Source organism: Enterobacter dykesii (genome assembly GCF_008364625.2).
Lineage (GTDB): Bacteria > Pseudomonadota > Gammaproteobacteria > Enterobacterales > Enterobacteriaceae > Enterobacter > Enterobacter dykesii.
Genome location: NZ_CP126604.1, coordinates 1055329 through 1080458, shown reverse-complemented (window position 1 = coordinate 1080458; position 25130 = coordinate 1055329). Strand labels below are relative to the sequence as shown.

At 56.7% G+C, this 25130-nt stretch carries 24 protein-coding genes; 13 read left to right on the top strand and 11 right to left on the bottom strand.

Features of this window, described 5'->3' with window-relative positions; all coding sequences use genetic code 11:
• Positions 1-8: 8 nt before the first annotated feature.
• From fimH to fimA, 5 genes are all read right to left on the bottom strand, one after another.
• Entirely contained in the window at positions 9-1016 is a 1008-nt protein-coding gene (gene fimH / locus F0320_RS05030) for a type 1 fimbria D-mannose specific adhesin FimH (protein WP_047650489.1), read from the bottom strand.
• On the bottom strand, positions 1009-3570 hold the full coding sequence (locus F0320_RS05025; protein WP_047650488.1) for a fimbrial biogenesis usher protein: 2562 nt from the start codon (positions 3568-3570) through the stop codon (positions 1009-1011). Before F0320_RS05025 ends, fimH begins: the two co-directional genes overlap by 8 nt.
• A 14-nt stretch (positions 3571-3584) precedes the next feature.
• A complete protein-coding gene (gene fimC, locus F0320_RS05020; protein ID WP_126329072.1) occupies positions 3585-4277 on the bottom strand; it encodes a type 1 fimbria chaperone FimC in 693 nt (230 codons plus the stop codon).
• Positions 4278-4311: 34 nt separating this feature from the next.
• Complete coding sequence (gene fimI, locus F0320_RS05015) at positions 4312-4857, bottom strand: type 1 fimbrial protein subunit FimI (RefSeq protein WP_023310642.1); 546 nt, start codon at positions 4855-4857, stop codon at positions 4312-4314.
• 68 nt (positions 4858-4925) lie between these two features.
• On the bottom strand, positions 4926-5489 hold the full coding sequence (fimA, locus tag F0320_RS05010) for a type 1 fimbrial major subunit FimA (RefSeq protein ID WP_047650485.1): 564 nt from the start codon (positions 5487-5489) through the stop codon (positions 4926-4928).
• 310 nt (positions 5490-5799) lie between these two features.
• On the opposite strand from fimA, the gene folD reads away from it, so the two are divergent.
• On the top strand, positions 5800-6666 hold the full coding sequence (folD, locus tag F0320_RS05005; protein ID WP_008499332.1) for a bifunctional methylenetetrahydrofolate dehydrogenase/methenyltetrahydrofolate cyclohydrolase FolD: 867 nt from the start codon (positions 5800-5802) through the stop codon (positions 6664-6666).
• Between the two features lies 1 nt (position 6667).
• Positions 6668-6880: a ribosome-associated protein YbcJ gene (gene ybcJ / locus F0320_RS05000; RefSeq protein WP_047650484.1), complete on the top strand. Its 213-nt coding sequence runs from the start codon at positions 6668-6670 to the stop codon at positions 6878-6880.
• 61 nt (positions 6881-6941) lie between these two features.
• Here ybcJ and F0320_RS04995 read toward each other — a convergent pair whose 3' ends face one another.
• A complete protein-coding gene (locus F0320_RS04995; RefSeq protein ID WP_126329074.1) occupies positions 6942-8570 on the bottom strand; it encodes an FKBP-type peptidyl-prolyl cis-trans isomerase in 1629 nt (542 codons plus the stop codon).
• Positions 8567-9049 (bottom strand): hypothetical protein, encoded by a 483-nt coding sequence (locus F0320_RS04990; protein WP_126329075.1) that lies wholly within the window; start codon positions 9047-9049, stop codon positions 8567-8569. Before F0320_RS04990 ends, F0320_RS04995 begins: the two co-directional genes overlap by 4 nt.
• Before the next feature lie 831 nt (positions 9050-9880).
• On the opposite strand from F0320_RS04990, the gene F0320_RS04985 reads away from it, so the two are divergent.
• The 3 genes from F0320_RS04985 to F0320_RS04975 all read left to right on the top strand — a co-directional run bounded on the left by F0320_RS04985 (position 9881) and on the right by F0320_RS04975 (position 13079).
• Entirely contained in the window at positions 9881-11380 is a 1500-nt protein-coding gene (locus tag F0320_RS04985; protein WP_047650482.1) for a PTS transporter subunit EIIC, read from the top strand.
• An 86-nt stretch (positions 11381-11466) separates the two neighbouring features.
• Positions 11467-12483, top strand: coding sequence for a Mal regulon transcriptional regulator MalI (malI, locus tag F0320_RS04980; protein WP_047650481.1), 1017 nt, complete (start codon positions 11467-11469; stop codon positions 12481-12483).
• Positions 12484-12557: 74 nt separating this feature from the next.
• Positions 12558-13079: a metal-dependent hydrolase gene (locus tag F0320_RS04975; protein WP_047650480.1), complete on the top strand. Its 522-nt coding sequence runs from the start codon at positions 12558-12560 to the stop codon at positions 13077-13079.
• Between the two features lie 90 nt (positions 13080-13169).
• On the opposite strand, the gene cysS is transcribed toward F0320_RS04975, so the two are convergent.
• The gene (cysS, locus tag F0320_RS04970; RefSeq protein WP_047650479.1) at positions 13170-14555 is read right to left on the bottom strand and encodes a cysteine--tRNA ligase; all 1386 of its coding nucleotides are present in this window, start codon (positions 14553-14555) and stop codon (positions 13170-13172) included.
• Positions 14556-14729: 174 nt separating this feature from the next.
• On the opposite strand from cysS, the gene ppiB reads away from it, so the two are divergent.
• From ppiB to mnmH, 6 genes are all read left to right on the top strand, one after another.
• A complete protein-coding gene (ppiB, locus tag F0320_RS04965; RefSeq protein WP_010428247.1) occupies positions 14730-15224 on the top strand; it encodes a peptidylprolyl isomerase B in 495 nt (164 codons plus the stop codon).
• 3 nt (positions 15225-15227) lie between these two features.
• Entirely contained in the window at positions 15228-15950 is a 723-nt protein-coding gene (lpxH, locus tag F0320_RS04960; RefSeq protein WP_047650478.1) for a UDP-2,3-diacylglucosamine diphosphatase, read from the top strand.
• Between the two features lie 137 nt (positions 15951-16087).
• A complete protein-coding gene (locus F0320_RS04955) occupies positions 16088-16297 on the top strand; it encodes a YdgH/BhsA/McbA-like domain containing protein (RefSeq protein ID WP_008499325.1) in 210 nt (69 codons plus the stop codon).
• Positions 16298-16468: 171 nt separating this feature from the next.
• Positions 16469-16978: a 5-(carboxyamino)imidazole ribonucleotide mutase gene (gene purE, locus F0320_RS04950; RefSeq protein WP_014882834.1), complete on the top strand. Its 510-nt coding sequence runs from the start codon at positions 16469-16471 to the stop codon at positions 16976-16978.
• Positions 16975-18042, top strand: coding sequence for a 5-(carboxyamino)imidazole ribonucleotide synthase (gene purK, locus F0320_RS04945; RefSeq protein WP_047650477.1), 1068 nt, complete (start codon positions 16975-16977; stop codon positions 18040-18042). Before purE ends, purK begins: the two co-directional genes overlap by 4 nt.
• An 84-nt stretch (positions 18043-18126) precedes the next feature.
• Positions 18127-19197 carry a tRNA 2-selenouridine(34) synthase MnmH gene (gene mnmH, locus F0320_RS04940; protein ID WP_047650476.1) on the top strand — a complete coding sequence of 357 codons (1071 nt, stop codon included), beginning with the start codon at positions 18127-18129 and terminating at the stop codon, positions 19195-19197.
• Positions 19198-19279: 82 nt separating this feature from the next.
• Here mnmH and F0320_RS04935 read toward each other — a convergent pair whose 3' ends face one another.
• From F0320_RS04935 to ybbA, 3 genes are all read right to left on the bottom strand, one after another.
• Positions 19280-20425 carry a porin gene (locus F0320_RS04935; RefSeq protein ID WP_047650475.1) on the bottom strand — a complete coding sequence of 382 codons (1146 nt, stop codon included), beginning with the start codon at positions 20423-20425 and terminating at the stop codon, positions 19280-19282.
• A gap of 183 nt (positions 20426-20608) precedes the next feature.
• On the bottom strand, positions 20609-23023 hold the full coding sequence (gene ybbP / locus F0320_RS04930) for a putative ABC transporter permease subunit YbbP (protein WP_126329076.1): 2415 nt from the start codon (positions 23021-23023) through the stop codon (positions 20609-20611).
• Positions 23020-23706, bottom strand: a complete 687-nt coding sequence (gene ybbA, locus F0320_RS04925) for a putative ABC transporter ATP-binding protein YbbA (protein ID WP_047650473.1) — start codon at positions 23704-23706, stop codon at positions 23020-23022. Before ybbA ends, ybbP begins: the two co-directional genes overlap by 4 nt.
• Between ybbA and tesA the strand changes: the two genes are divergently transcribed.
• On the top strand, positions 23677-24300 hold the full coding sequence (tesA, locus tag F0320_RS04920) for a multifunctional acyl-CoA thioesterase I/protease I/lysophospholipase L1 (protein WP_185807251.1): 624 nt from the start codon (positions 23677-23679) through the stop codon (positions 24298-24300). The two genes, ybbA and tesA, sit on opposite strands and share 30 nt — an antisense overlap.
• A 28-nt stretch (positions 24301-24328) precedes the next feature.
• Positions 24329-25099, top strand: coding sequence for an SDR family oxidoreductase (locus F0320_RS04915; RefSeq protein WP_014882827.1), 771 nt, complete (start codon positions 24329-24331; stop codon positions 25097-25099).
• Positions 25100-25130: the final 31 nt, after the last annotated feature.

The window sequence follows — 25130 nt, the reverse complement described above, 5'->3', positions numbered from 1 at the left end:
TCGGCTCCTTAGTCGTAATCCACGCGCAAATACCCGCGCGAGGTGAAGCGCCCTTCCGCTGGCTTATTGCCCGTCACGCTCACCGGCCAGACCCGGATCCCCACCTGCGCCTGCGCGCTGTCGTCAAGGCGGAACGGAATTTTGCTCGTCAGGTTGTTGGGCGTCAGCGGCGCCCCGCTCTCGTTGGCAATGATGAACCCCACGTCCGGGTTATCCGACACCAGCACATTATCAGAGACTTTTTCCGCCTCGACGCGCATCGTCAGCATGGCGTTCGCCTCCACGTTGGTGCATTTGATGGCGATGGTTTTGCTTTGCGATGAGACGCCTTCCGGCTTGTTACCCACGCCCGCTTTGCTGAACAAAGAGGCGCCGATGTCGCCGAAATCAAACTCCACCACGTTACCGGCATTAATGGCGCAGCTTTGCGGTACCTGAATGGTTCCGCTGTAGCTAATGGTATAGACCGGCGTGGTGAGCGGATCGGAAGAAGTCGTGGTGACGTAAACGCGGAACATGGTGGCACGCGGGATCACCACCATGTTGATAAAACGCCGGGTAACCTTAAGACGGAAGACCAGGCTGGAGTCCTGAACGCCAAACGGTTTGTTTTTGGAAACGTTAGGATGGCTCCCCATCTGGATATAGCTTTTGGGTGGATAAAACGCACCAGCATAGCTGTCCGTGATTTTCATCGCCCCGTCCAGATAGTCGTTAAGCTTCAGATATTGATAGCCATCGCTCGTTCCCGTTACCGGATAATCGGTGACATAGCTGCGCTTGGTGGTATTTCCGGTCGTCCCCTTCGGGCAGACGGCATTCACCCCGACCCACTGCGTCTTCTCGTTGAGCGTCACCACTTGCCCAATGTGATTGTTCGAGCTGTTGAATTTATCCGTCAGGTCGTAATGCACCTCCGTCGGCACGCCTTTTTCATTGACGCACACGGTGGCTAACGCGTTTGTCGCGGGCAGTAACGCCAGAAGCGACAAGGCAAAGATATGGGTTTTATTCACAGCGAATCCCCTTCAGTGTGATTGCCTGTTGCAGGCTCTGTTCAGACAAGCTGTAAGGTGCGCGACACTGGGACTGCGCCCCGTCGCCCCACTGGATTAGCAGTTCACCTTCCAGCGGCAGCCCACTCAGGTAAATTTGCCCGTCATCCCCCACCATGCTGGTGACGCCGCTTTTGGTCTCACGCACCACCGCGCCGAACGGCACGGGCTGGTTGCCGCGCGTTACCGTCAGCAGGGCGCGCACGCCAATGCGGGTATCAAAGCTGGCGCGTACCAGCGCGCCTTTGGTCGGCACCACGCTGCTCACGTTGTTTTCGATATCGGTGTTGTTGCTCATGGTGTTGGTATCCAGCGCCACGCGGTTGTAGCGATAGACGGTGGCATACGGCATCACCGCGTAGCCTCGCCAGTCGGTTTTCACGCCGGTCTGGTTTTCAATACTGACGCCCGATGCCCCCGGCGCTTTGATCAGCACGTTGGTGTCGCCCAGCGGCTGGCTGAAGGTCACGCCGTCGGCGTGGCCGACCACCCCGCCGGAGAGCTGCCAGTTGAGATCGTGCTGGTCGCGGGAATAGTTGTAGCCCACCCCCAGCGTGCCGTAGGTCGCCTGCCAGTTGGCGCTAGCGCTTCCGCTTGCGCCGTTGGTGCTGGCGTGTCCCTGGGTCACGCTGTAGTTCAGGTTGCGATCCTCCAGCAGCGTTCCGCTGACGCCGGTTTGCCAGCTTGTGTCGCCATCGCTGTTTCGACTGGCGGATGCCGTAGCGTAGGCGCGGTCAATCGCGCTGTCCCGGCGATAGCCCTGACGGGTAAAGAGGCTGAACGGCACGGAGACGTTAAACGACGCGATCCGATCGGTGCCGTCTATCCCCACGGATTTATTCCACGACCACGAGACGGAGTAGTTGATCCCCTTCACGCCCCCCGCGTAGCCCAGCTGGTACCAGAGGTTAGTCTCGTCCGTTCCCCAGTAGGTTTGCTCGCTACCGGAGATATAGACCGAGCCGTAGTCCCCCAGCGACTGAGAAACGTTGAGCTGGAAGCGGCCTTTTTTATTCCACGTCAGGTTGTGATAACTCTGCACGTCCGGCACATCGTTATCGTTCTGGCTATCGGCATACTGATAGCCCTCCATTGAGCGCCAGGCGACATCGTCGAGGGTGTAAAACCCTTTTGTGGAGTAGCGGTAGCCCAGCAGCTGGAAGTTGGTGCCGAAGCCGTTAAGGGATTTTGCGTAGAGGAAGCGCAAAGACTGCCCTTCATGCTTGCTGTCGTCCGCGAGCTGGCTGCGGGCGTGGGTGATATCGAGCGAGACCGCGCCCCAGTCGCCCAGGTTTTTCCCGGCCCCGACGGCCACCGCGGTATAGCGTGACGCCAGCTGCGTCCCGCCGTAGAGCGTAAAGCCGTTGGCAAGGCCGGTAATCAGGGTGCCCTGGGTGAAGAACGGCGTATCCTGATCGCTGTTACCGCTGCGGTAATCCCCCGCAACGAGGTCATACTTCCAGCGCCCTTCACGCTGCAGAAGCGGGACGGTGGAGTACGGCACGGTATAGCGCTGCTGGGTGCCGTCTTTCTCTTCGACCGTGACTTCAAGGTCACCGCTTGAGGAGGTCGGGTTAAGATCGGTAATCGCAAATGCGCCCGGCTGGACATAGCTTTGATAGATAACGTAGCCGTTCTGGCGAACCACCACTTTGGCAGGCGTACGGGCGATCCCGCGCACGGTCGGCGCGTAGCCCTGCAGGCTGTCCGGGTACATGCTGTCAGACGAGAAGAGCCGCCCGCCGCGGAACCCCATGCTGTCGAAGACGTCATTCCCGGTATTGCTGTCGCCCAGCACCAGTTCGCTTTTAAGCGGGATGACGGTGCGCTGAGCCCAGGTGCCAATATTCTGCCACTCGCTGTGCCGCTGCCCGTTATTCTGCGTGTACCGCCATGCGCCGTTGTTACGTAAACGCCAGGCGCCATAGTTCAGCCCGCTCTGCAGGTTCAGATAATAGCTGTCGTCTTCGCTTCCCCGGTTACCGGTGAAGCTGTAGTTCACCAGCGCGGCGGGAATGCCTTCATCCCACTGTTCAGGCGGAATGTAGCCCCGGGCGCTGTTTTGCAACGCCACCTGCGGCAGGCTGACGTCCAGACGCTGAGAGGCAAAGTTGAATACCGTTTCGCTGCCGGGTATGGCCGTGGTCAACGGAACGCAGGTATCGCCCTGCACCTTAGCCAGCTCGGGAAACGCCGCGACGTTGACGCCAAAGCGATCCAGCATCGCGCGCGTAATGCACGCCGACAAACCGCCCGCCACCGGCGGCGTGTTCTCGGCCTGCTCAAAACGCACGTCCTGGGTACCGATAAACTCATCGTTACGCCAGATATCTACGCGATAAACGCCGGGTGCCTGCTGGTGTCCTTGTTCAAAACGCGACAAATCCGCCACGCTGGCGGTGTCGTCGGACAAGAAGGCCGGGTTGAAATAACTTTCGCTCCAGCCAGCCTGCGGCCAGAGCGCAGCCATCAGCGCCAGCGCAACCGGGCAGTAACGTCTCTGGTGGTTTTTCATCGCCCTGACTCTGCTCACAGGTTGACGCTACGCGCCGGAGTAATGGCACCGTAGTCATTCACGCTCTGCCAGGAAAGCGTGCCGCTGGCACCGGCTGGCAGCACCTGCTGAGCAGAGCTTTTCGGCGCAACCATCAGGTTATCCAGCTGCTGCCCGCCCAGCTTCAGATTGACGAGGGTGATGTAATACGGGGAAGCGTTGCTGACTTTGAGATGGTTGCCCGCGCGCTCAAACCGCAGCTGGGAAAGCGCCTCTTCCGGCTGCATCGCCAGGTTGTTCGGGCGCACAAACAGCTTGATGCGTGAGAGGATCGCCAGCTGCAGCACGTTATTGTTTTCCGTTTTCGCTTTGTTCACCGACGGGATCGCCTTCACGTTCATGTAAAAGAGCGATTCGCGATCGGCAGGCAGTGCCGGTCCGGCATAAATAATACGCAGCGTGTTTTCACTGTTCGGCTCGCTAACAAACAGGGGCGGAGTGACGGCAAAGGTTTTTTCTTTTTGCCCGCTCGCATTTTCGATCCACGCGTTAATTAAATAGCGTTCCTGTTTGTTGCTGTTGGTGATCGCCAGCGACGTTTGCTTCGCCTCTGCGGGATAAATAACGCGCGTGGCCCCCAGAGCAATACCGCCGGAAGCATTTGCGCAGGCAGAAACCATCATCAAAATAAACGATAAAAAAAGTCCTGGTTTAATTAGGGTATTCATCACAACCGTACCTTTAATAATGTGTTCGCAGGTGTTATGGATAAATCAACGTAAACCAGACATCCGACTGAATTTTGCCTGGCTCGAGGTGTTCGGAAATAGCCCGATAGCGGGCGCTAAAATGGAACGCGAGCTCGCGGGTATCGATCGGCAGCCAGCTGACGGCCGTGGCGTTTGGGATAATCTGACGCTGCTGTTCGTCAAAGAGCGCCAGCCCCACGCCGCTGCTGACGGGCGTTTCCCCCGGCCGCGATGTCGCCAGAAATACCTGCGGATCTTCTGCGGGCGTCACGCCCTGAAACTGGATCCCCACGGTGCGCGAAACATCAACGCTGCAGTCCAGCAGCCGCACGGTAAAAGGCACGTTAACCGTGGAAAAACTACCCACGCCGGAAAATGAATTGGTTCGGTACTGCCCCATGTCGATGCGCATATTCTGGCTGTCGGGCGCCACGGCGCAGCCGCCGTTCACCAGTTCACCTCTGAGATGAACCTTCCCACCTTCGATCACCACGGTATGCGCCGATGCCGGGCAAGCCATCGCAAGGGTTAACAGCAGTAGTGTTCCAGTCCTTGTCATCCTTCGTTCCTGGCATTTGCGTATGACGGGCCTCGTCCGTGAGGCCTGAACATCCCTGTGCGGAGGAATTACTCGTATTTCATTACGAAGGTGGCGTCAGCGTTCGCCTTGCCTGGCTCAGTGGTGGCAGCCGTTGACTTGTAACGCGCGGTGAACTTCAGGGTGTTGGTCCCTTCGATCAGCGTCTGCGCAGCAGAGAAGGTCGCGCCGTCTGGGGTCAGAACGCTGGATTTGCTGTCGAGGATTTCGATACCCACGCCTTTCGCGGTGTTGTCGTTGTTACCGGAGGTCACGGCCAGCAGGGTTTTGTCGGTTGGGTCGATCTGACCGGTGAACGCAACGGCTGCGGTTTTGGCCACCAGCGGATCGCAATCATTCAGTTCAATGTTGAATGGAATATTAGAGGTGGTGTCGCCCACTTTGGTAAATTTCGCGGTACGATACTGGCCCAGATTAACGGTCTGCTCGGAAGAATCCGTATTTACTGAACAAGCCGCATTCACCAGCTCACCTTTGAAATGTACGGTACCGCCATTAACGGAAACCGGCGCAGCCGGATCTGCTGCATTTGCGGCACCTGCAACCAGGGCCAAAGTAGCAATAACAGTAGAAGCAATGTTGCTGAGTTTCATGTCTATTCCTTTAAAATGTAAATAACCCTTCCCGCGAATAATCGGGAATAAGAAATACGTTCAATTGATGAATTGAAAGCTTATTTCGGAGGAGACAAAGTAGCTCAGGACGCGTTTTTTAAATATGTCAAAACGCTGCCATTTCGCCAGGTCACATCCTAATCCCGCCTAAGAAATTGACCATCCCCTAAGAAGGGTTTTTGCGTCTCACTGATAAAAACGCGTAAAGGGTGACTGACAGCGACGCTCGCTTCTGACAAAATACACGCCATCCCCCCTTTCAAACGTTACAGACGGAATCTTCTCTCTGATGGCAGCAAAGATTATTGACGGTAAAACGATTGCGCAGCAGGTGCGCTCTGAGGTCGCGGAAAAAGTGAAGGCGCGTAAAGCTGCCGGAAAACGCGCCCCCGGGCTGGCCGTTGTGCTGGTTGGCAGCAACCCGGCATCGCAAATTTATGTCGGCAGCAAGCGCAAAGCGTGTGAAGAGGTGGGCTTCGTCTCCCGCTCTTACGATTTGCCGGAAACCACCAGCGAAGCAGAGCTGCTGGAACTTATTGACACCCTGAATGCCGACAAAGAGATCGACGGTATTCTGGTTCAACTGCCGCTGCCGGCGGGTATCGACAACGTGAAGGTGCTGGAGCGTATCGCACCGGATAAAGACGTGGACGGTTTCCATCCGTACAATGTTGGCCGCCTGTGCCAGCGCGCGCCGCGTCTGCGCCCGTGCACGCCGCGCGGCATTGTGACGCTGCTGGAGCGCTATAACATCGACACCTACGGTCTGAATGCCGTGGTTATCGGTGCCTCCAACATCGTGGGCCGCCCGATGAGCATGGAGCTGCTGCTGGCAGGCTGCACCACCACCGTGACCCACCGCTTCACCAAAAACCTGCGTCACCACGTCGAGAACGCCGATCTGCTGATCGTCGCGGTCGGCAAGCCGGGCTTTATTCCGGGCGAGTGGATCAAAGAGGGCGCGATTGTCGTGGACGTCGGGATTAACCGTCTGGAAAACGGCAAAGTGGTCGGCGACGTGGTGTACGAAGATGCCGCTGCGCGCGCGTCTTACATTACCCCCGTACCGGGCGGCGTAGGCCCGATGACCGTAGCAACGCTGATTCAGAATACTTTGCAGGCGTGCGAAGAATATCACGACGTAGAGGACGCGTAAGATGGCGACTTTTTCATTAGGTAAACACCCGCACGTTGAGCTGTGCGATCTGCTCAAGTTGGAAGGCTGGAGCGAAAGCGGTGCGCAGGCCAAAATCGTTATCGCCGACGGGCGAGTGAAAGTCGACGGTGCGGTGGAAACCCGCAAGCGCTGCAAGATTGTCGCGGGTCAGACCGTGAGCTTTGAAGGAAAGAGCATTACAATCACCGCCTGAACTTGTCGCACGGAAATCGGCCTAAAAAAACGGCGCCAGTACATGTCTGGCGCCGCAGTTGTTAGTGGGTAACGTTAACAATTTTCACGTCATAGATCATCGTAGAATTAGGCGGAATATTCGGCGGGCTGCCAGCGTTGCCATAAGCCAGCTCGGGTGGCACAACCATTTGTAGTGTGCCTTTATTGCTCAATTTGCTAATTGCAGTTTTAAACAGAGGCGGGAACTTTTCCAGCGGAAGCACCAGCACTTTGCCTAATTTATTCATATCTTTAATGACCTTACCATTCGACAAGCTCTCTGTTACCGCAATGGCAACGATATCAGAATTCTTAATTTCCCCGCGCCCCTTTTCTGTTATACGGTAGTAATACCCCATATCAGCACGCTTCACGCCTGGTTTCTTACTGTAGGCGGCGATGAACTTTTTGCCCTCATCTTCAGAGGTGGAAGGTTGCGATGATTTGGCCATAACGCTGGTATCCATATCTTTTAATTCGGCCAACATTTGTTCCTGAGGGATTTTAAATTTCCCTCGCATCATATCCATGACACCACTGATGACCTGTGGCTGAGAAAGGGTAAAGCCGTCACTTTCCACTTTTTTCATCGCACTCAGCACGTCGTGGCCCCAAAATGCACCGAGGGCGTAAGCGCGGATATCGTCTTTACTGGTGGGGACGGGAGTCTCAGGCTCCGTATGCAGAGTAGCGAGTTGCTTGCTCTGACTTTCCAGTTTGCTATTTGCTTCTTGCCATTTTTTCTCTAACGCCGCTCGCTTCGCCTCATTCTCGGTTAACGCTTTATTTGCCGCCGCGAGTTCAGTGGTTTTAGCATTCTGTTGTTCGTTAAGCGCGGTCATTTTTTTGGTTAGTTCCACAGCCTGCTTCTGAGTCTCTGTTAATGATTGCTTCAGATTTATGACTTGCTGGCTGTCCTCAAGGTGGCTGGCATTCATTTCCACCACTCGCTTGTTCGCCATTTCAAGTTGTTGAGAAGCGCTTTGCCACTTTTTCTCCGCATCAGCACGCTTTACATCACTGTCCGCTAATGCTTTTTTCGCCGTGGCAAGTTCCACTGCTTTAGTATCCTGCAACGCTGACAGTGCAGTAATCTTCTTCGTTAGCTCAACATTTTGACTCTGAGTGTCTGTCAAAGACTGTTTCAACTGCTCGACTTCCTGCCCATCATCCAGACGCCCCGCTGACAGCTCAGCAATCCGTTTATTAGCGTTTTCCAGTTGCTGTGTAGCGTTTTGCCACTTCGTCTGCATATCAGCAAGCTGCTTCTGCATCTCTTTTAATTGCTGCTGGGCTTCGCCCGATTTAGACGCGCTCTCCTGAGCCTGCAAAATTTGTCGGGTCAACTCTGCTATCTTTTTCTCTTGCGCTGCCTTCATCGTCGCTATCTGGGCATTCAACGCATCCGCCTGTGCCTGCGAGGTCTGCAAACGATAGCGGGCACTTTTAGGTACAGATGTTGCTCGTGACTCCTGTGCAGAAACAACAGGTTCAGGAAGCGTGACATTTTTCTCCAGTAATAAGGAAGGTATTTCACTAGATTGCGAAGCTATCGAATCGAGAGACTTTACCGCAGCCGTTGTATCACTCGCCTGAACCTGCAGAGCAATCGAACAGCCAAATACCATCGGCAGAGCGATGATCAACGGCTTCATTCTGAATGCACTCATTTAAAGTTCTCCACGCGATTAATGAGCGCCTGCCTTACAGCCTGCTCAATATCACTGCAGATTTTTTGCGTTTTAAATTTATAGAAAGCGTCCATGGTATCTTTCGTTTGTGGATTGATATCTTCGCGTACAGCCGTGTAAACAGACACACTTGAGATTAACTCATCAAAGGCTGCTTTTTTCTGTGCGTAAAGTCTTTGGTTAACTTTCGATAACACTATCAGCTCTCGCTGACAGGTTGAAGCCGCCCCCGATTCGGACGATGTTAATTCTGGCCGGGCTATCTTAGGCGCAGGAGCTTTCGGTGTTATCACAGGTGCTGGTACGTAAGAGAGTGATGCTGGTATTTCCGATCCTGCGCGAACTTCATTGGATTGAGAATGTTGACAACCCGTCAACATCAAGAGATGTGAAATAAAGAGCAAAGAAAACAAATGATTTATAGTATGTTTTTCGCGCAATCTACTAATGACGATCACAATATTTATCCTTAATATAACGAAACCATTTATAGAAATCTTTTACATATGAACCAAAAGACCGCCTCATAGCTGAACATGGTAGGGACGCGACATATCATCCATATATGTTACATTGAAATTTTCACAAAATAATGATGAAAAGAAATTATTCTTGTCCAAAATTAGACGATTCAAAATCTATCTGCAAAAAGTAGAGCTCCTCATGAAATAATGGCGGTGTCTTCACAATCCTAAAGATAATATTATGACTTCATGTAATACTATTAATAATTCATAAACTAAATAATTCGAGTTACAGGAAGGCGGCAACTGAACAAGTCCCGATGAACTTACTTAGGTAATTAATTCGGGCGAGTGAAGGAAGCCCACCTGCATATTCAAAGACGATGGGTGTGATTATCTGTTTTACATGGATAGCGGATGTAGGACTACGGTTATTACACATGTTGCCGTGCCATTTGCCTGGGTCTGGGACTGAAAGTCATTCCTCCACGGATCGTGTCAGAACTGCTGTGGGTGTGGTGCTGATGGGAGTGCTGTGGTGGAGAAAACGTGCGCGCTGATGCCCTCACCCCGGCGCTGTACAGTCCGAACGCCGTTTGCAGGCCGGGCAAGGCGAAGCCGCCACCCGGCAATTTCTTTCAGCATCTCCTCACACCCATCGCGGTTATTTATCGATCAACTTCAAATAATCACTATTTCATCTGTTGAAACATGAAAATTCTGTTGCGCGTTTTTCACTCTTTGCCCACGATAAGTAGAACGTTCTACTAAAACGTTCTACTTACAATAACAGCGCCAAAAAAGCGCTACTCGGGGGAAATCAGCATGAGTCTGATATCAGGGTTTGTTAAATCGCTGTCTAAGTTATCGATGATTGGTCGCGCCTTAATGCTGCCAATTTCACTGCTTCCCGCTGCGGGCCTGCTGCTGGCCTTCGGCGATAAGTTCCATCTGCCGCTGATGATGAACGCGGGCGGGGTGATCTTTGATAACCTGCCGATGCTGTTTGCCATTGGCTCCGCCGTGGGTCTGGCGTCAGAATCCGGCATCGCGGCGCTGTCTGCGGCGGTGTCGGTGTTTGTCACCAATATCACCATCAGCACCGTGCTGAGCATCACGCCGGAAATGGCCTCCCAGGGCGGGAAGTACGCCATGGTAGTGGGTATTCCGACGCTGCAGATGGGCGTCTTCGGCGGCCTGATCTGCGGTATTCTCGCGGCCTGGTGCTATAACCGCTTCCACACCATGCAGCTGCCAGAATTCCTGGGCTTCTTCTCCGGCAAGCGCTTCGTGGCCATTGCAACGGCGTTTCTGTCGTTCCTGATGGGGCTGCTGCTGCCGTACGTGTGGCAGCATATCCAGGCCGGTATCGACGCGCTCTCCGTCGTGGTTAACGGCGATAATCAGGCGGCGTCGACCTTTATCTTCGGTCTGGTAGAGCGCGCGCTGATCCCGCTCGGCCTGCACCACATCTGGTATCCGTCGTTCTGGTATTCGTTCGGGGATTACACCACCCAGGCGGGACAGGTGATCCACGGCGACCAGACCATCTGGTTCAAGATGCTGGAAGAAGGGGTGAAGTCCTTCAGCAGCGACACCTACCAGAATGCCGGTAAATTCATGCAGGGCGAATTCCCGCTGATGCTGTTCGCGCTGCCCGCAGCGTGCCTGGCGATGTATCACGAAGCCCATACGAAGAATAAGAAAATCGCGGCCGGTATTCTGTTCTCTGCGGCGCTGACCTGCTTCCTGACGGGGATCACCGAACCGGTCGAGTTTACCTTTATCTTCGTGGCGCCGATCCTGTACGTCTTTAACGCCATCATGGCGGGTCTGGCCTACATGACCATGTACCTGCTGCATGCGCATATCGCCAAGTCGTTCTCCGCGGGCTTTATAGACTATCTGTCATTCGGGATCCTGCCGTCATTTAACGGTTACCAGACCAACTTCCTTAATGCCATTATCATCGGCATTCCAATGGGCCTGATTTATTACTTCACGTTCCGCTTTGTGATCCGTCGTTTCGACGTGAAAACGCCGGGCCGCACTGAAGTGACCGCCAACGCGGATGATAAGTCTGATTCAGAACTCGCGACCGAGATCATCACCCTGCTGGGCGGGGCGCACAACATCGACTCCGTCGGCGCCTGTATCACCCGCCTTCGCCTGGAAGTGGCAAAAAGCGAGGTGGTCGATAAGGACGGCCTGAACGGACTCGGCGCGCGCGGCGTGGTCTTCGTCGGCGACAACGGTATTCAGGTGATTTTCGGTGCGAGAGCACAGTTTATCGCCCAGACCATGTCCACTATGATCGGCAAATAATAAGATGCCTGAACGACGCGTCTCCTGTAGTCTGGGAGACGCATTGTCGTATCTGACTGATAATCGGTGAATTTCAGGGAGCGGTTTTGAAGAAAGTCAGCATTATTGATGTCGCAAAGCACGCGGGCGTGTCGGTCTCAACCGTCTCGCTGGTTTTGCGCCAGAAAGGGAAAATCTCAGAGGCAACGATCGAGAAGGTCAACGCCGCCATCAATGCGCTGGGCTATGTTCATAATGTCGCCGCTGCCAACCTCCGCGCCAATACGTCCAATCTGATTGGCCTGATCCTCCGTGACTTTAGCGACAGTTTCTCCATCAAGGTGATGGCGAGCATCGTCCAGGATCTTGAGAAACAGGGATATATGGTGTTTCTCGGCCAGCCCCAGAACGACCATGACCATCTTGAGCGCTGCCTGCTGTCGTTTAAGCAGCAGGGCGTCGCCGGGGTGATCTATCTGGCCTCGGATACCCGTACCTCCACCCTGCCGGAGCAGATTCGCCGCTGCCCGCTGCCGCTGGTGGTGGTCTCTCAGTCGCTGCTGGATGAAAAATGCAATCTGGTGATGCGCGATAACCGCCAGGCGGCAAACCTGGCGGTGCGTTATCTTATCGAGCGCGGCCATCGCAATATCGCCTACATTGGCGGGCGTGAAGGCTGCCTTATCCGCGAGCAGCGCCTGCTCGGTTTTCGCAGCGCGATGACGCAGAACGGGCTGGTCTGGCGAGATGAATACTCTCCGGCCTGCAGCGATGACACCCTGGCAGCGGGTTTCGCCACCCGCCAGTTGCTGGAAAAAAACAACACCATCACCGCCCTGCTCTGCCACTCTCCGGATGCGATGATCGGCTCCATCTCCGGTATTCATCAGGTCGGACGAACGGTGGGTAAAGATGTGTTTCTGACGCAGCAGGTCGCGCTGGTCGGTTTCGAAGATATGCTCCACGTTAACCTCACCTCACCGTCCTTTACCTACGTCTCATCCGCCAGCGAAGAGACCGGGCGTCAGGCTGCCGGGCTGATTATTCGCACGCTGAAGGAGCCGACGCTGCAAACCCAGCGCATTACGCTTTCCGGGCAGCTAATCGCGCGCGAGTCGGCGTAAAAATAAGAATTTGACGCGGGTCTGCCGGCGCGGGATTGCTGCTATATTTCCGTGATTTGCCATGGATAATCGCAATGCCTACCGTTATTACACACGCTGCTGTTCCGCTTTGTCTGGGCTTAGGCCTCGGAACCAAAGTGATTCCTCCCCGCCTGCTGTTTGCCGGGATTGTCCTCGCCATGCTGCCGGATGCCGACGTGCTGGCGTTCAAGTTCGGCGTCGCGTACGGCAATGTTTTCGGCCATCGCGGCTTTACCCACTCCCTGCTGTTCGCCTTTGTGGTGCCGATACTTTGCGTGCTGACTGGACGACGATGGTTCCGGGCCAGCCTGACGCGGTGCTGGCTGTTTTTAACCGTGTCATTGCTGTCGCACAGCCTGCTGGATTCGATTACCACGGGCGGGAAAGGCGTCGGCTGGCTGTGGCCGTGGTCAGATGAACGCTTCTTCGCGCCGTGGCAGGTGATTAAGGTCGCGCCGTTTGCGCTGTCGCGCTACACCACGCCGTACGGGCATCAGGTGATTATCTCAGAGCTGCTGTGGGTGTGGCTGCCGGGAGTCGTGCTGATGGGGTTGCTGTGGTGGAGGCGGAGATAAAAGCAAAACGGCAACTCAGTTGCCGTTTTAGTGTTTACACCCTCTCCCTGTGGGAGAGGGCTGGGGTGAGGGCATCAGCGCGCACCAGACTTACTTACGGCGCCAGGTGGTGCCCTGCGGGCCATCTTCCAGAATGATGCCCATCTCGGTCAGACGATTACGCGCCGTATCTGCCGCCGCCCAGTCTTTTGCCTGACGCGCTTCCAGACGCGCTTTGATCAACGCTTCAATCTCCGCCACTTCACCGTCGTCCGCCTGCGCACCGCTCTGCAGGAACACGTCCGGATCCTGCTCCAGCAGGCCGAGCACGGAGGAGAGCTTACGCAGATGGGACGCCAGGGCATTCGCCGCAGCCATATCTTCTGACTTCAGGCGGTTCACTTCGCGCGCCATGTCGAACAGCACGGAGTACGCTTCCGGGGTGTTGAAGTCGTCGTTCATCACCTCAACAAAGCGGGCTTCGAACGCTTCGCCGCCGGCTGCAGGAACGGACCTGTCGGTACCACGCAGGGCGGTATACAGGCGCTCCAGCGCAGAGCGCGCCTGTTTCAGGTTCTCTTCGCTATAGTTCAGCTGGCTGCGATAGTGGCCGGACATCAGGAAGTAGCGCACGGTTTCCGCATCGTAATACTTCAGCACGTCACGCACGGTGAAGAAGTTACCCAGCGATTTAGACATCTTCTCGCGGTCAACCATGACCATCCCGGAGTGCATCCAGTAGTTCACATACTCGCCGCCGTGGGCACAGGTGGACTGCGCGATTTCGTTTTCGTGGTGCGGGAACATCAGGTCTGAACCGCCGCCGTGAATATCGAAGTGCTTGCCCAGCTGCTTGCAGTTCATCGCGGAACATTCAATGTGCCAGCCCGGACGACCTTCGCCCCACGGGGATGGCCAGCTTGGCTCACCCTCTTTGGACATTTTCCACAGCACAAAGTCCATCGGGTTACGCTTCACGTCAACCACGTCAACGCGTGCGCCCGCCTGCAGCTGGTCCAGATCCTGACGGGAAAGCGAACCGTAGGTTGGATCCGTCGGTACGGAGAACATCACGTCGCCGTTGTCCGCAACGTAGGCATGACCGCGGGCGATCAGCTTTTCGGTGATCTCGATGATTTCGTGAATATGGTGGGTCGCGCGCGGCTCGCTGTCCGGGCGCTGAATATTCAGGGCGTCGAAGTCTTTGTGCATTTCGACGATCATGCGATCGACCAGCGCAACGAAGCTTTCGCCGTTTTCATTAGCGCGCTTGATGATTTTGTCGTCGATGTCGGTGATATTACGCACGTATTTCAGGGTGTAGCCCAGAAAACGCAGGTAGCGTGACACCACGTCGAAGGCGACAAAGGTACGGCCATGGCCAATATGACAGAGATCGTAAACCGTAATACCACACACGTACATGCCGACTTCCCCGGCATGGATAGGTTTAAATTCCTCTTTCTGGCGCGTCATTGTATTAAAGATTTTTAACATCGAAGATTCCATGTAAACACGTGTGTGGTTGAAAACCGGCTATTCTACCCGTAATTCAAACCCGAAGCAGCACACAATGCAAGGTGATCGCATCCTGTGGTTATGCTATAACAAGCCCCTATAGATGACCCGAAGGCGGGTCGACGTACCACAATAACGGAACAGGATGCAAAAATGGTTACTTTCCACACTAATCATGGCGATATCGTAATCAAAACCTTTGATGACAAAGCGCCTGAAACAGTTAAAAACTTCCTGGACTACTGCCGCGAAGGTTTCTACAACAACACCATTTTCCACCGCGTGATCAACGGCTTTATGATCCAGGGCGGCGGTTTCGAACCTGGCATGAACCAGAAAGAGACCAAAGAAGCGATCAAAAACGAAGCGAACAACGGTCTGAAAAACACCCGCGGTACGCTGGCAATGGCCCGTACTCAGGCTCCGCACTCTGCCACCGCACAGTTCTTCATCAACGTGGCTGACAACGACTTCCTGAACTTCTCCGGCGAAAGCCTGCAGGGTTGGGGCTACTGCGTATTCGCAGAAGTGGTTGAAGGTATGGACGTGGTTGACAAGATCAAAGCCGTCTCTACTGGCCGCAGCGGTATGCACCAGGACGTTCCAAAAGAAGACGTTGTGATTACAAGCGTGACCGTCAGCGAGTAATTCGTGGCGACACTCTTTATTGCGGATCTGCATCTGCAAACAGAAGAACCGGCGATTACCGCCGGTTTTCTGCGTTTTTTACGCGGTGAAGCGAAAAGCGCCGATGCGCTGTACATCCTGGGCGACCTCTTTGAAGCCTGGATTGGCGACGACGACCCTAATCCGCTGCACCGTGAAATGGCCGCCGCCATTCACGCGCTGGTAGATTCCGGCGTCCCCTGCTACTTCATTCACGGCAACCGTGATTTCCTGATCGGCAAGCGCTACGCCCGCGAAAGCGGCATGACGCTGCTCCCGGAAGAGCAGGTGCTCGACCTCTATGGCCGCAAGGTTCTGATCATGCACGGCGACACGCTCTGCACCGACGATACCGGCTACCTGGCGTTTCGCGCCAAAGTCCACACCCCGTGGATCCAGAAGGTGTTCCTTGCGCTACCGCTGTTTATCCGCAACCGCATCGCCGCCAGAATGCGCGCGGACAGTAAAGCCGCCAACAGCAGCAAATCCATGACCATCATGGACGTGAACCCGCAGGCCGTGGTGAGCGTGATGGAAAAGCATGGCGTTCAGTGGTTGATCCACGGTCACACCCATCGTCCTGACGTCCATTCCCTTCTCGCCAACGGCGAACCGGCCCATCGCGTGGTATTAGGTGCCTGGCACACCGAAGGCTCCATGGTCAAAGTCACGCCAGAGGGCGTGGAGCTGATCGCGTTTCCGTTTTAACCCCTCGCACTATCATTCTATTTTTTTGAACAATATCGGCAAATTGTTTCGATTTTAATCAGCCTGTGGTCGGCCTATTATTTATCACATCAGGGCAACACGCCCTATCCCAGATAAAATACTTAAGGAATACGACCATGAAATCCATCAAAACTTTCGTTGCAGTTGCCGCTCTTTCTCTGGTTTCTTTCGGTTCTTTCGCTCAAAGCGTGAGCGCAACCGCCTCTACCCTTGACCGCGCAGAAGCGAAAATTGCCGCGCAGGCTGCTGAACAGGGCGCGTCTTACAAAATCACCAGCGCGAAGGTCGACAACCGCGTGTATATGACCGCAGAACTGACGAAATAATGATTGCCCATCGGCAAAAGCAGACCGCCAGAATGCGGTCTGTTTTGTTATGAATTGATGGCAACAACGGCTCAAGATTTAACCGCGCAACCGTTTTCCTTGACCGTATAACATGCTATTCTCTGTGCCCTCGAAAGCAGTGTGTTTCGCACCACAGGAGTTTTAAGACGCATGTCTTCCCGCAATAATCCGGCGCGTGTCGCCATCGTGATGGGGTCCAAAAGCGACTGGGCTACCATGCAGTTCGCCGCCGAAATCTTTGAAATCCTGAATGTTCCGCACCACGTTGAAGTGGTCTCCGCGCACCGTACACCGGACAAACTGTTCAGCTTCGCCGAAAGCGCCGAAGAGAACGGTTATGAGGTGATCATCGCCGGTGCGGGCGGCGCAGCACACCTGCCGGGCATGATTGCCGCCAAAACCCTGGTGCCGGTACTGGGCGTTCCGGTCCAAAGCGCCGCGTTAAGCGGTGTGGATAGCCTCTACTCCATCGTCCAGATGCCGCGCGGTATTCCTGTCGGCACGCTGGCGATTGGTAAAGCGGGTGCTGCCAATGCCGCCCTGCTGGCGGCGCAAATTCTTGCGACGCACGATAAAGCATTACACCAGCGTCTGGCGGAGTGGCGTAAAGCCCAGACCGACGAGGTGCTGGACAATCCGGACCCGCGGGGTGCGGCATGAAGCAGGTTTGCGTCCTCGGTAACGGCCAGCTAGGCCGCATGCTGCGTCAGGCCGGTGAGCCGCTGGGTATTGCCGTCTGGCCCGTCGGGCTGGATGCTGAACCTGAAGCCGTACCGTTCCACCAGAGCGTGATCACCGCCGAGATCGAACGCTGGCCGGAAACGGCTCTGACCCGCGAGCTGGCGCGTCATAACGCCTTCGTTAACCGCGACGTGTTCCCGATCATTGCCGACCGTCTGACGCAAAAGCAGCTGTTCGACAAGCTCGGTCTGCCAACCGCGCCTTGGCAGCTCCTGTCTGATAAAAGCGAGTGGAATGACGTTTTCGCGATGCTGGGCGAGCTGGCAATCGTGAAGCGCCGCGTGGGCGGCTATGACGGCCGCGGCCAGTGGCGCCTGCGTGCAGATGAAACGGCAGAACTGCCGGACGATTGCTACGGCGAGTGCATCGTTGAGCAGGGCATTAACTTCAGCGGTGAAGTGTCGCTGGTTGGCGCCCGCGGGCACGACGGGCATACCGTCTTTTATCCGCTGACGCATAACCTGCATCAGGACGGCATTCTGCGCACCAGCGTCGCCTTCCCGCACGCCAATGCTGACCAGCAGGCGCAGGCGGAAGATATGCTCTCTGCCATCATGCACGAACTCGGGTATGTGGGCGTCATGGCGATGGAGTGCTTTATCACCCCGTCCGGTCTGCTGATCAACGAACTTGCGCCGCGCGTGCACAACAGCGGCCACTGGACGCAAAACGGCGCGTCCATCAGCCAGTTCGAGCTGCACCTGCGCGCGATTACCGACCTGCCGCTGCCGCAGCCGGTGGTCAACAGCCCGTCGGTGATGATCAACCTGATCGGCACCGATCTGAACTACGACTGGCTGAAGCTGCCGCTCGTGCATCTGCACTGGTATGACAAAGAGGTTCGCGGAGGTCGTAAGGTCGGTCACCTGAACCTGAACGACAGCGACACGAGCCGCCTGAGTGCTACCCTGGAAGCGATGATCCCGCTCCTGCCGCCGGAATATGCGAGCGGTATTGTCTGGGCACAGTCAAAGCTCAAGTAAGACATCTGCGCCGGGGAGTTGATCTTCCCCTTCCCCGGCGTACAATTCCCGCCCATTGCTGCTGAGTTTTCTTCTGGAATAACCATGAACGATGGAACGGACTATCGCGCGATCCTCGCGTCTGATACCCCTTTAATCGACGTTCGCGCGCCGATCGAATTTGCCCAGGGCGCGATGCCTGCGGCGGTCAACCTGCCCTTAATGAACGACGACGAGCGCGCTGCCGTCGGCACCTGCTATAAACGCCAGGGCCCCGAGGCCGCTCTGGCGCTCGGCCATCAGCTGGTGAGCGGCGAGACGCGTGAGGCACGCATCAACGCCTGGCGGGAAGCAAGCCTTGCCCATCCTGAGGGCTATCTCTGCTGCGCGCGCGGCGGCCAGCGTTCGCATATCTCGCAGGCCTGGCTGAAAGAGGCGGGCATCGACTACCCGCTTATCCGCGGCGGCTACAAAGCCCTGCGCCAGACGGCGATTCAGGTGACCATCGAGCAGTCACAAAAGCCGATGGTGCTGATTGGCGGCTGCACCGGAAACGGTAAAACCCTGCTGGTGAAGCAGCACGCGCAGGGTATCGATCTGGAAGGGCTGGCGCACCATCGCGGTTCGTCGTTTGGCCGCACGCTGACGCCGCAGCTTTCCCAGGCCAGCTTTGAAAACCACCTTGCGGTTGAGCTCCTGAAAAAAGACGCCGCGCGCTGGGTGCTGGAAGACGAGGGCCGGATGATTGGCTCCAACCACCTGCCGGAGTGCCTGCGCGACCGCATGGTTGAAGCCCCTATCGTTGTTGTCGAAGACCCGTTTGAAATTCGTCTTGAACGTCTGCGCGAAGAGTATTTTGACCACATGTGGGCGGATTTTTCTGCCGCATACGGCGAGGAAGCAGGCTGGAAGGAGTACAGCGAGTATCTGCACCACGGCCTGTTCGCCATTCGCCGCCGTCTGGGGCTGCAGCGCTTTGCGGAATTCACCGCCTTACTGGACGCCGCGCTTGTCGAACAACAACGTACTGGCAGCACTGACGTGCACTTCAGCTGGCTTGCGCCGCTGCTGAAGGACTATTACGACCCGATGTACGGCTATCAGCTGGAGAAGAAAGCGGAGAAGATTGTCTATCGCGGGACGTTTGAAGAAATTGCTGAGTGGCTTGATCGCTGAAAAATAAAGCCGGGTGGTTTGTTCCCTCTCCCCGTGGGAGAGGGTCAGGGTGAGGGCATCAGACCGCACCCAACAAGACGACTTAGAAGTCGTAACGCAGACGCACCAGGTTCATATCGCCCAGGTTGTCGGTGCTGGATGTGAACACGTGTTCGTAATCCACGCGGAAACCGTAATCCAGCTGGAAGCTGATACCCACGCCGTTGTCGATGCGCTGGTAGTTACGGCCGTTCACGTATTCAATACGGTCACCCATGAAGTAAGGCTGGATGGATTTAACCGCGTACTGACCGATTGGGAACTTGTAGCCCGCAAAGTATTCAATACCCCATGCATCACCGGCGAAGTAGTCGTTAACAGACACTTTTTTGGTGGTCAGGAAGTTCTGGTACCAGCCGCCGCCTGCGGAGAAGGTCCAGTTGTCCGGCGTCCAGCTCAGCGCGGTACCGAGGATGTTCTGGTCGTAGGTTTTGCTGTCGCCGTTGTCCGGGTTACGCATGTCCGCGCGGGTATAGTTCCACGCCGCGCCCCAGGTCAGGTCGGTGGTCAGGTGGTAATCCAGACCCAGTGAACCGCCGCCTTTACGCTTGTAGCGCAGGCCGTTGCCCGGCAGGTATTCGCTGTCTTCAAACAGGTAGGATGCATAAATGTCGGCATCACCGACGGTTTTCTTATATTTCAGCATCTGGCGTGAACGGTAAGAACCGTCGTAATCGCCGTTGATCCCGTTACCTGGCGCCTGACCGATCATGTCGTAGTCCCAGATATCGGTTTTCGCGCCAACTACATCATAGTAAACGCTGTTCTGTTGACCGAAGGTCAGCGTACCCCAGGTGTCGCTCTTCAGACCGGTGTAGAGCATACGACGCGTGGTGTCGTGTGCGCCGTCGGCGTAGTGGTGATCCCAGTTAAACTGCGCAGGAATATTGACACCCAGCTCGTAGTAGCTGATCCAGCTGATGTCATCAAACAGGTAGTAATCAGCCGCGAAACGGAAACGGGTGCCGCCGTCAAAGCCGTTACGCTTGTAGCTGTTTTTACCGTCGTCGCCGGTCATGTTCTGGAACTGAGGACGAATACTGCCGCCGACGGTGAAGTTCAGGCGGCTCAGCGGGTTACCCGCCTGAGGATCCTGCTTAAGAACGGTGATTTCCGCCTGAGAAGCGAAGGACGTCAATGCCACTGCCGCGCCGATCGTTGCCGCCAGCGCTGATTTTTTTATAGTCATTATTTTTCCTTAATAGACACGCTGCTAAATATTTAGCGGGTGAATATTAACTGGAAATAATCGGGCCGTGGGGTCGGGTTTTTAATGTTTTGTGCTACTAATTGAGATGGTATTATCACTTTGTGCTATTTAAACGCTTCGCGCCGGCATTAAAACCCGGCGCGCAACTATCACCGTGCTAAATCAACTCGCAAACTGACGGAACAGGGCTTTCCCCTTTAACAGCCGCGTGCCGAGCCAGCCTCCGCAAAGAGAAAGCAGCACCGCGCCGCTGAGAGGCAGGATCAACCAGAGACGCCAGTCAGGCTCCCACGGGAAGTCGAAGACCTTTGTCTGCAGCACCGCCAGCGCCGTTTCTGCGCCAATGGCCGCAACCAGACCCGCCACCAGCCCCAACAGCGCAAATTCGCTCCAGAGCGTCTTGCGCAGCAGCCGCTTACCGGCTCCCAGCGTCCGGTAGACCACCAGCTCCTGATGACGCTGGCGCATGCCCACCTGCACCTGGGCCAGCAGCAACAGTACGCCGCAGATCGTCACCAGCACCACCATGACCTCCAGCGCGCGGCTCACCTGCTCCAGCACCTGCCCCACCTGCTTCAGGATCGCCCCAATATCCAGCAGGCTGACCGTCGGAAACTCCCGGTTAAGCTGGGTCAGCATGCCGTTGCCGTTTTCCCAGCGGAAGCTGGTGAGCCAGCTCTGCGGCTGTCCGTCCAGCGCGCCCGGCGGGAAGATAAAGAAGAAGTTTGGCCGCAGGCTTTCCCAGTCCACTTTACGCAGGCTGGTGACTTTCGCAGTAAAATCCTGGGTATCACCGGTAAAGGTGACGCTGTCCCCCAGCTTCACGTTCAGCCGCGTCGCCAGCCCCTCTTCCATCGACACTTCCCCCGCTTTCGGCGGCCATGTGCCTGCGGTAAGCGGGTTGTGGTCAGGGCGTTTCTCCTGCCAGGTCAGGTTCAGCTCGCGGTTCAGCGACTCGTCCTTGTTCCCCTCCGCTGGCTGACCGTTGATCTGGGTCAGACGCGCGCGAACGATGGGATAGAACGACTCGGGAATGATGTGATGCTCCGCCAGGAAGCCCTTCAGCGGCGTGACCTGCTCAGGGGCAATGTTGATCAGGAAATAGTTCGGGCTTTCCGGTGGAAGCTGCTGCTGCCAGCGATCCAGCAGATCGCCGCGCAGCACCAGCAGCAGCGCCAGCAGCATAAACGACAGCGAAAACGCCGACAGCTGGCTGAGCGTTGACCACGGCTGATGCAGCAGGCGGTTGACCGCCAGGCGCACGGGCAGCGATTTCACCGTGAGCCGCTTCAGGACGTTAAGCAGTATCCAGCCCAGCACGCCGCACAGCAGCGCCAGCACAACCGCCCCGGCCAGTACCGCCCACAGCAGCGTGCTGCCCCCCATCAGCCACGCCAGCAGCCCCACCGCCACGGCAATAATCACCGGAAGGTAGAACTTCAGCGGCCAGACGTTCGCCACCACATCGTTGCGAAGCACGCGCAGCGGCTGCGTCGCGAGCAGCAGGCGGTAGGGGCGTAGCCCCACCAGCAGCGAAATCACCGTCATCGCGCCGATTGCCCACAGCCACGGCCAGAGGCTGGCCGGCGGCAAGGCGGCCGGGAGCACCGGTTTCAGCATCACCATCAGCAGTTTTTCAAACAGCAGCCCCATTATTCCGCCGGTCAGCGCGGACAGAATCAGCAGCATCAGCCACTGGCCAACAATCAGCTTGCGCAGCTGCGCCCTGCCCGCCCCCAGGGTTTTGAGGATCGCCACCAGGTCGTAACGGCTGCGGCAGTAATGCCCCATCGCCACGGCAACCGCCGCCACCGCCAGCAGCAGGGTCAACAGGGCCGACAGCAGCAGGAACTGCTGAGAACGTTCAAGAGATTTACCCAGCGCCCCTTCGTCCTGCTCCAGCCCGTACCAGCGGTGCTCTGGTTTGAGCTGCGGCAGAAGCCATTTTTCGTACGCCTCAAGCTGGGCAGGCGTGCCGCCAAACTTATAGCGCCAGGTGACGCGGCTGCCGGGCTGTACAGCATGGGTTGCCGCGACATCCGCGGTGTTCATCAGCAGGCGCGGCGCGAGCTGGAAGGGGTTAAAGCCGGAATCGGGCTCCTGCACCACCTCCCCGGCAATGTTGAGGGTGGCGTCGCCGACGTCGATGCTATCGCCGGGTTTCAGGTTCAGAAGCGCCATCAGACGTGATGCCAGCAGCACCTTACCGGGCGTCGGCTTCAGCCCTGGCGGGTTGGTCTGCAGCTCGCCGTACATCGGGTAGATATCATCGACGGCTTTAACGCTGGCGAGCTGCGGCGTGTCGCCCGCAAAGGTCATGGTCTGGAAGCTTATCTGCTCTCCCACCTTCAGCCCTTCTTTGCGCGCCTCTGCAATCCAGCCCGACGGCACCGGGCGGGAGCTTTGCAGCGCCCGGTCACCCGCCATAAATTCCCGACTCTGCTGGCTAAGCCCTTTTTCCATGCGGTCGCTGACGCTTCCGAGCGCCAGCACGCAGGCCACCGCCAGGCTTAGCGCCAGCCAGACAATCAGCAGCGAGGGCGAGCGCCACTCGCGCCAGAACCAGCGGGTAATCATGCCTCCTCCTGAAGAATACCGTTCACCAGCCGCAGGCGGCGGTCGCAGCGGGCGGCGAGCTGCGGATCGTGGGTCACGAGGATCAGCGTGGTGCCGTGCTCGCGGTTGAGCGAAAACAGCAGGTCGGCAATTTTGTCGCCGGTCTTACGGTCAAGGTTACCGGTGGGCTCATCGGCAAACAGGACTTCGGGACGACCGTTAAACGCCCGCGCCAGCGCCACGCGTTGCTGCTCGCCGCCGGAGAGCTGGGCGGGAAGATGGTCGAGACGCTTGCCCAGACCGAGCTGCTCCAGCAGCGCCTTCGCGTGCGCCCGGCTTTCACGGCTGTTTTCACCGCGCAACAGCGCCGGGAGTTCGACGTTTTCCAGCGCGTTCAGGGTTGGGATCAGCATAAAGGACTGAAAGACAAAACCAACGTGACGCGCGCGCAGCGCGGCCCGCGCCTCTTCATCAAGCTGATGCAGCGGTTGCCCGACAAGGTGGACCTCGCCGCTGCTGCCGTCGTCCAGACCGGCCAAAATCGCCAGCAGCGTGGACTTGCCGGAGCCGGATTCGCCAATCAGCGCGATGGTTTCAGCGCGTTTGACAACGAGTTCAACTCCGGTAAGGATGGAAAGCTCGTGTTCCCCCTGACCGACGGACTTCTTAAGATGATGAACTTCAACACTGTTTTCCGCTGGCATTTGCCCTTCCTGTTTTTGATTCTGATGACCTTCCGCGCGGCGGCAGCGGACACGTTACTGGTTCTCGGCGACAGCCTCAGCGCAGGCTATCGCATGGCGGCCAGCGCGGCCTGGCCCGCTCTGCTCAACGACAAATGGCAGAGCAAGACCGCTGTAATCAACGCCAGCATCAGCGGTGATACCTCGCAGCAGGGCCTGTCGCGCCTGCCTGCGCTGCTCAAACAGCATCAGCCGCGCTGGGTGCTGGTGGAGCTTGGCGGTAACGATGGATTGCGCGGTTTCCAGCCTCAGCAAACCGAGCAAACGCTGCGCACCGTTTTGCAGGATATCAAAGCGGCAAACGCCCAGCCGCTGCTGATGCAAATTCGCCTGCCCGCCAACTACGGTCGTCGGTATAATGAAGCCTTTAGCGCGATCTACCCTAAGCTTGCCAAAGAGTTTGATATTCCGCTGCTGCCATTTTTCATGGAAGAGGTCTATCTCAAACCCCAGTGGATGCAAGACGACGGGATCCACCCCAATCGCGATGCTCAGCCGTTTATTGCCGACTGGATGGCAACGCGGCTGGCTCCTTTAGTTAAACATGACTCCTGATTAAGCGGAGATCCTGACAGGTAAAGTTATGCAAAAATCGGTCTTAATTACAGGATGTTCCAGTGGAATCGGCCTGGAAAGCGCGCTCGAACTGAAGCGCCAGGGGTTTCGGGTGCTGGCAGCCTGTCGCAAACCCGACGATGTCGAACGCATGAACGGGCTAGGCTTTACCGGCGTGCTGCTGGATATGGACTCGCCGGAGAGCGTTGAACGCGCCGCCGATGAAGTGATCGCGCTGACCGATAATCGTCTGTACGGGCTCTTTAACAATGCCGGCTACGGCGTGTATGGCCCGCTGGATACGCTCTCCCGCGAAACGCTGGAGAAACAGTTTTCGACCAACTTCTTCGGCGTGCATCAGCTCACCATGCGTCTGCTCCCCGCGATGCTGCCCCACGGTGAAGGGCGCATCGTGATGACGTCGTCAGTGATGGGGCTGATTTCAACCCCGGGCCGCGGCGCCTACGCCGCCAGCAAATATGCGCTGGAGGCCTGGTCCGACGCCCTGCGCATGGAGCTACGCCACAGCGGCATCAAGGTCAGCCTGATTGAGCCCGGCCCGATCCGCACCCGCTTTACCGAAAACGTGAACCAGACCCAGGCGGATAAACCGGTCGAAAACCCCGGCATTGCCGCACGTTTTACCCTCGGGCCAGAGGCGGTGGTGGCCAAAGTGCGCCATGCTTTTGAGAGTGAACATCCCAAAATGCGCTATCCGGTAACGCTGGTCACCCACGCCGTAGGCTGGTTAAAGCGCCTGCTGCCGGGCCGGATGATGGACAAAATTTTGCACGGTTGAGTTGAAGCGACGACGCTCATCCCCATGTAAA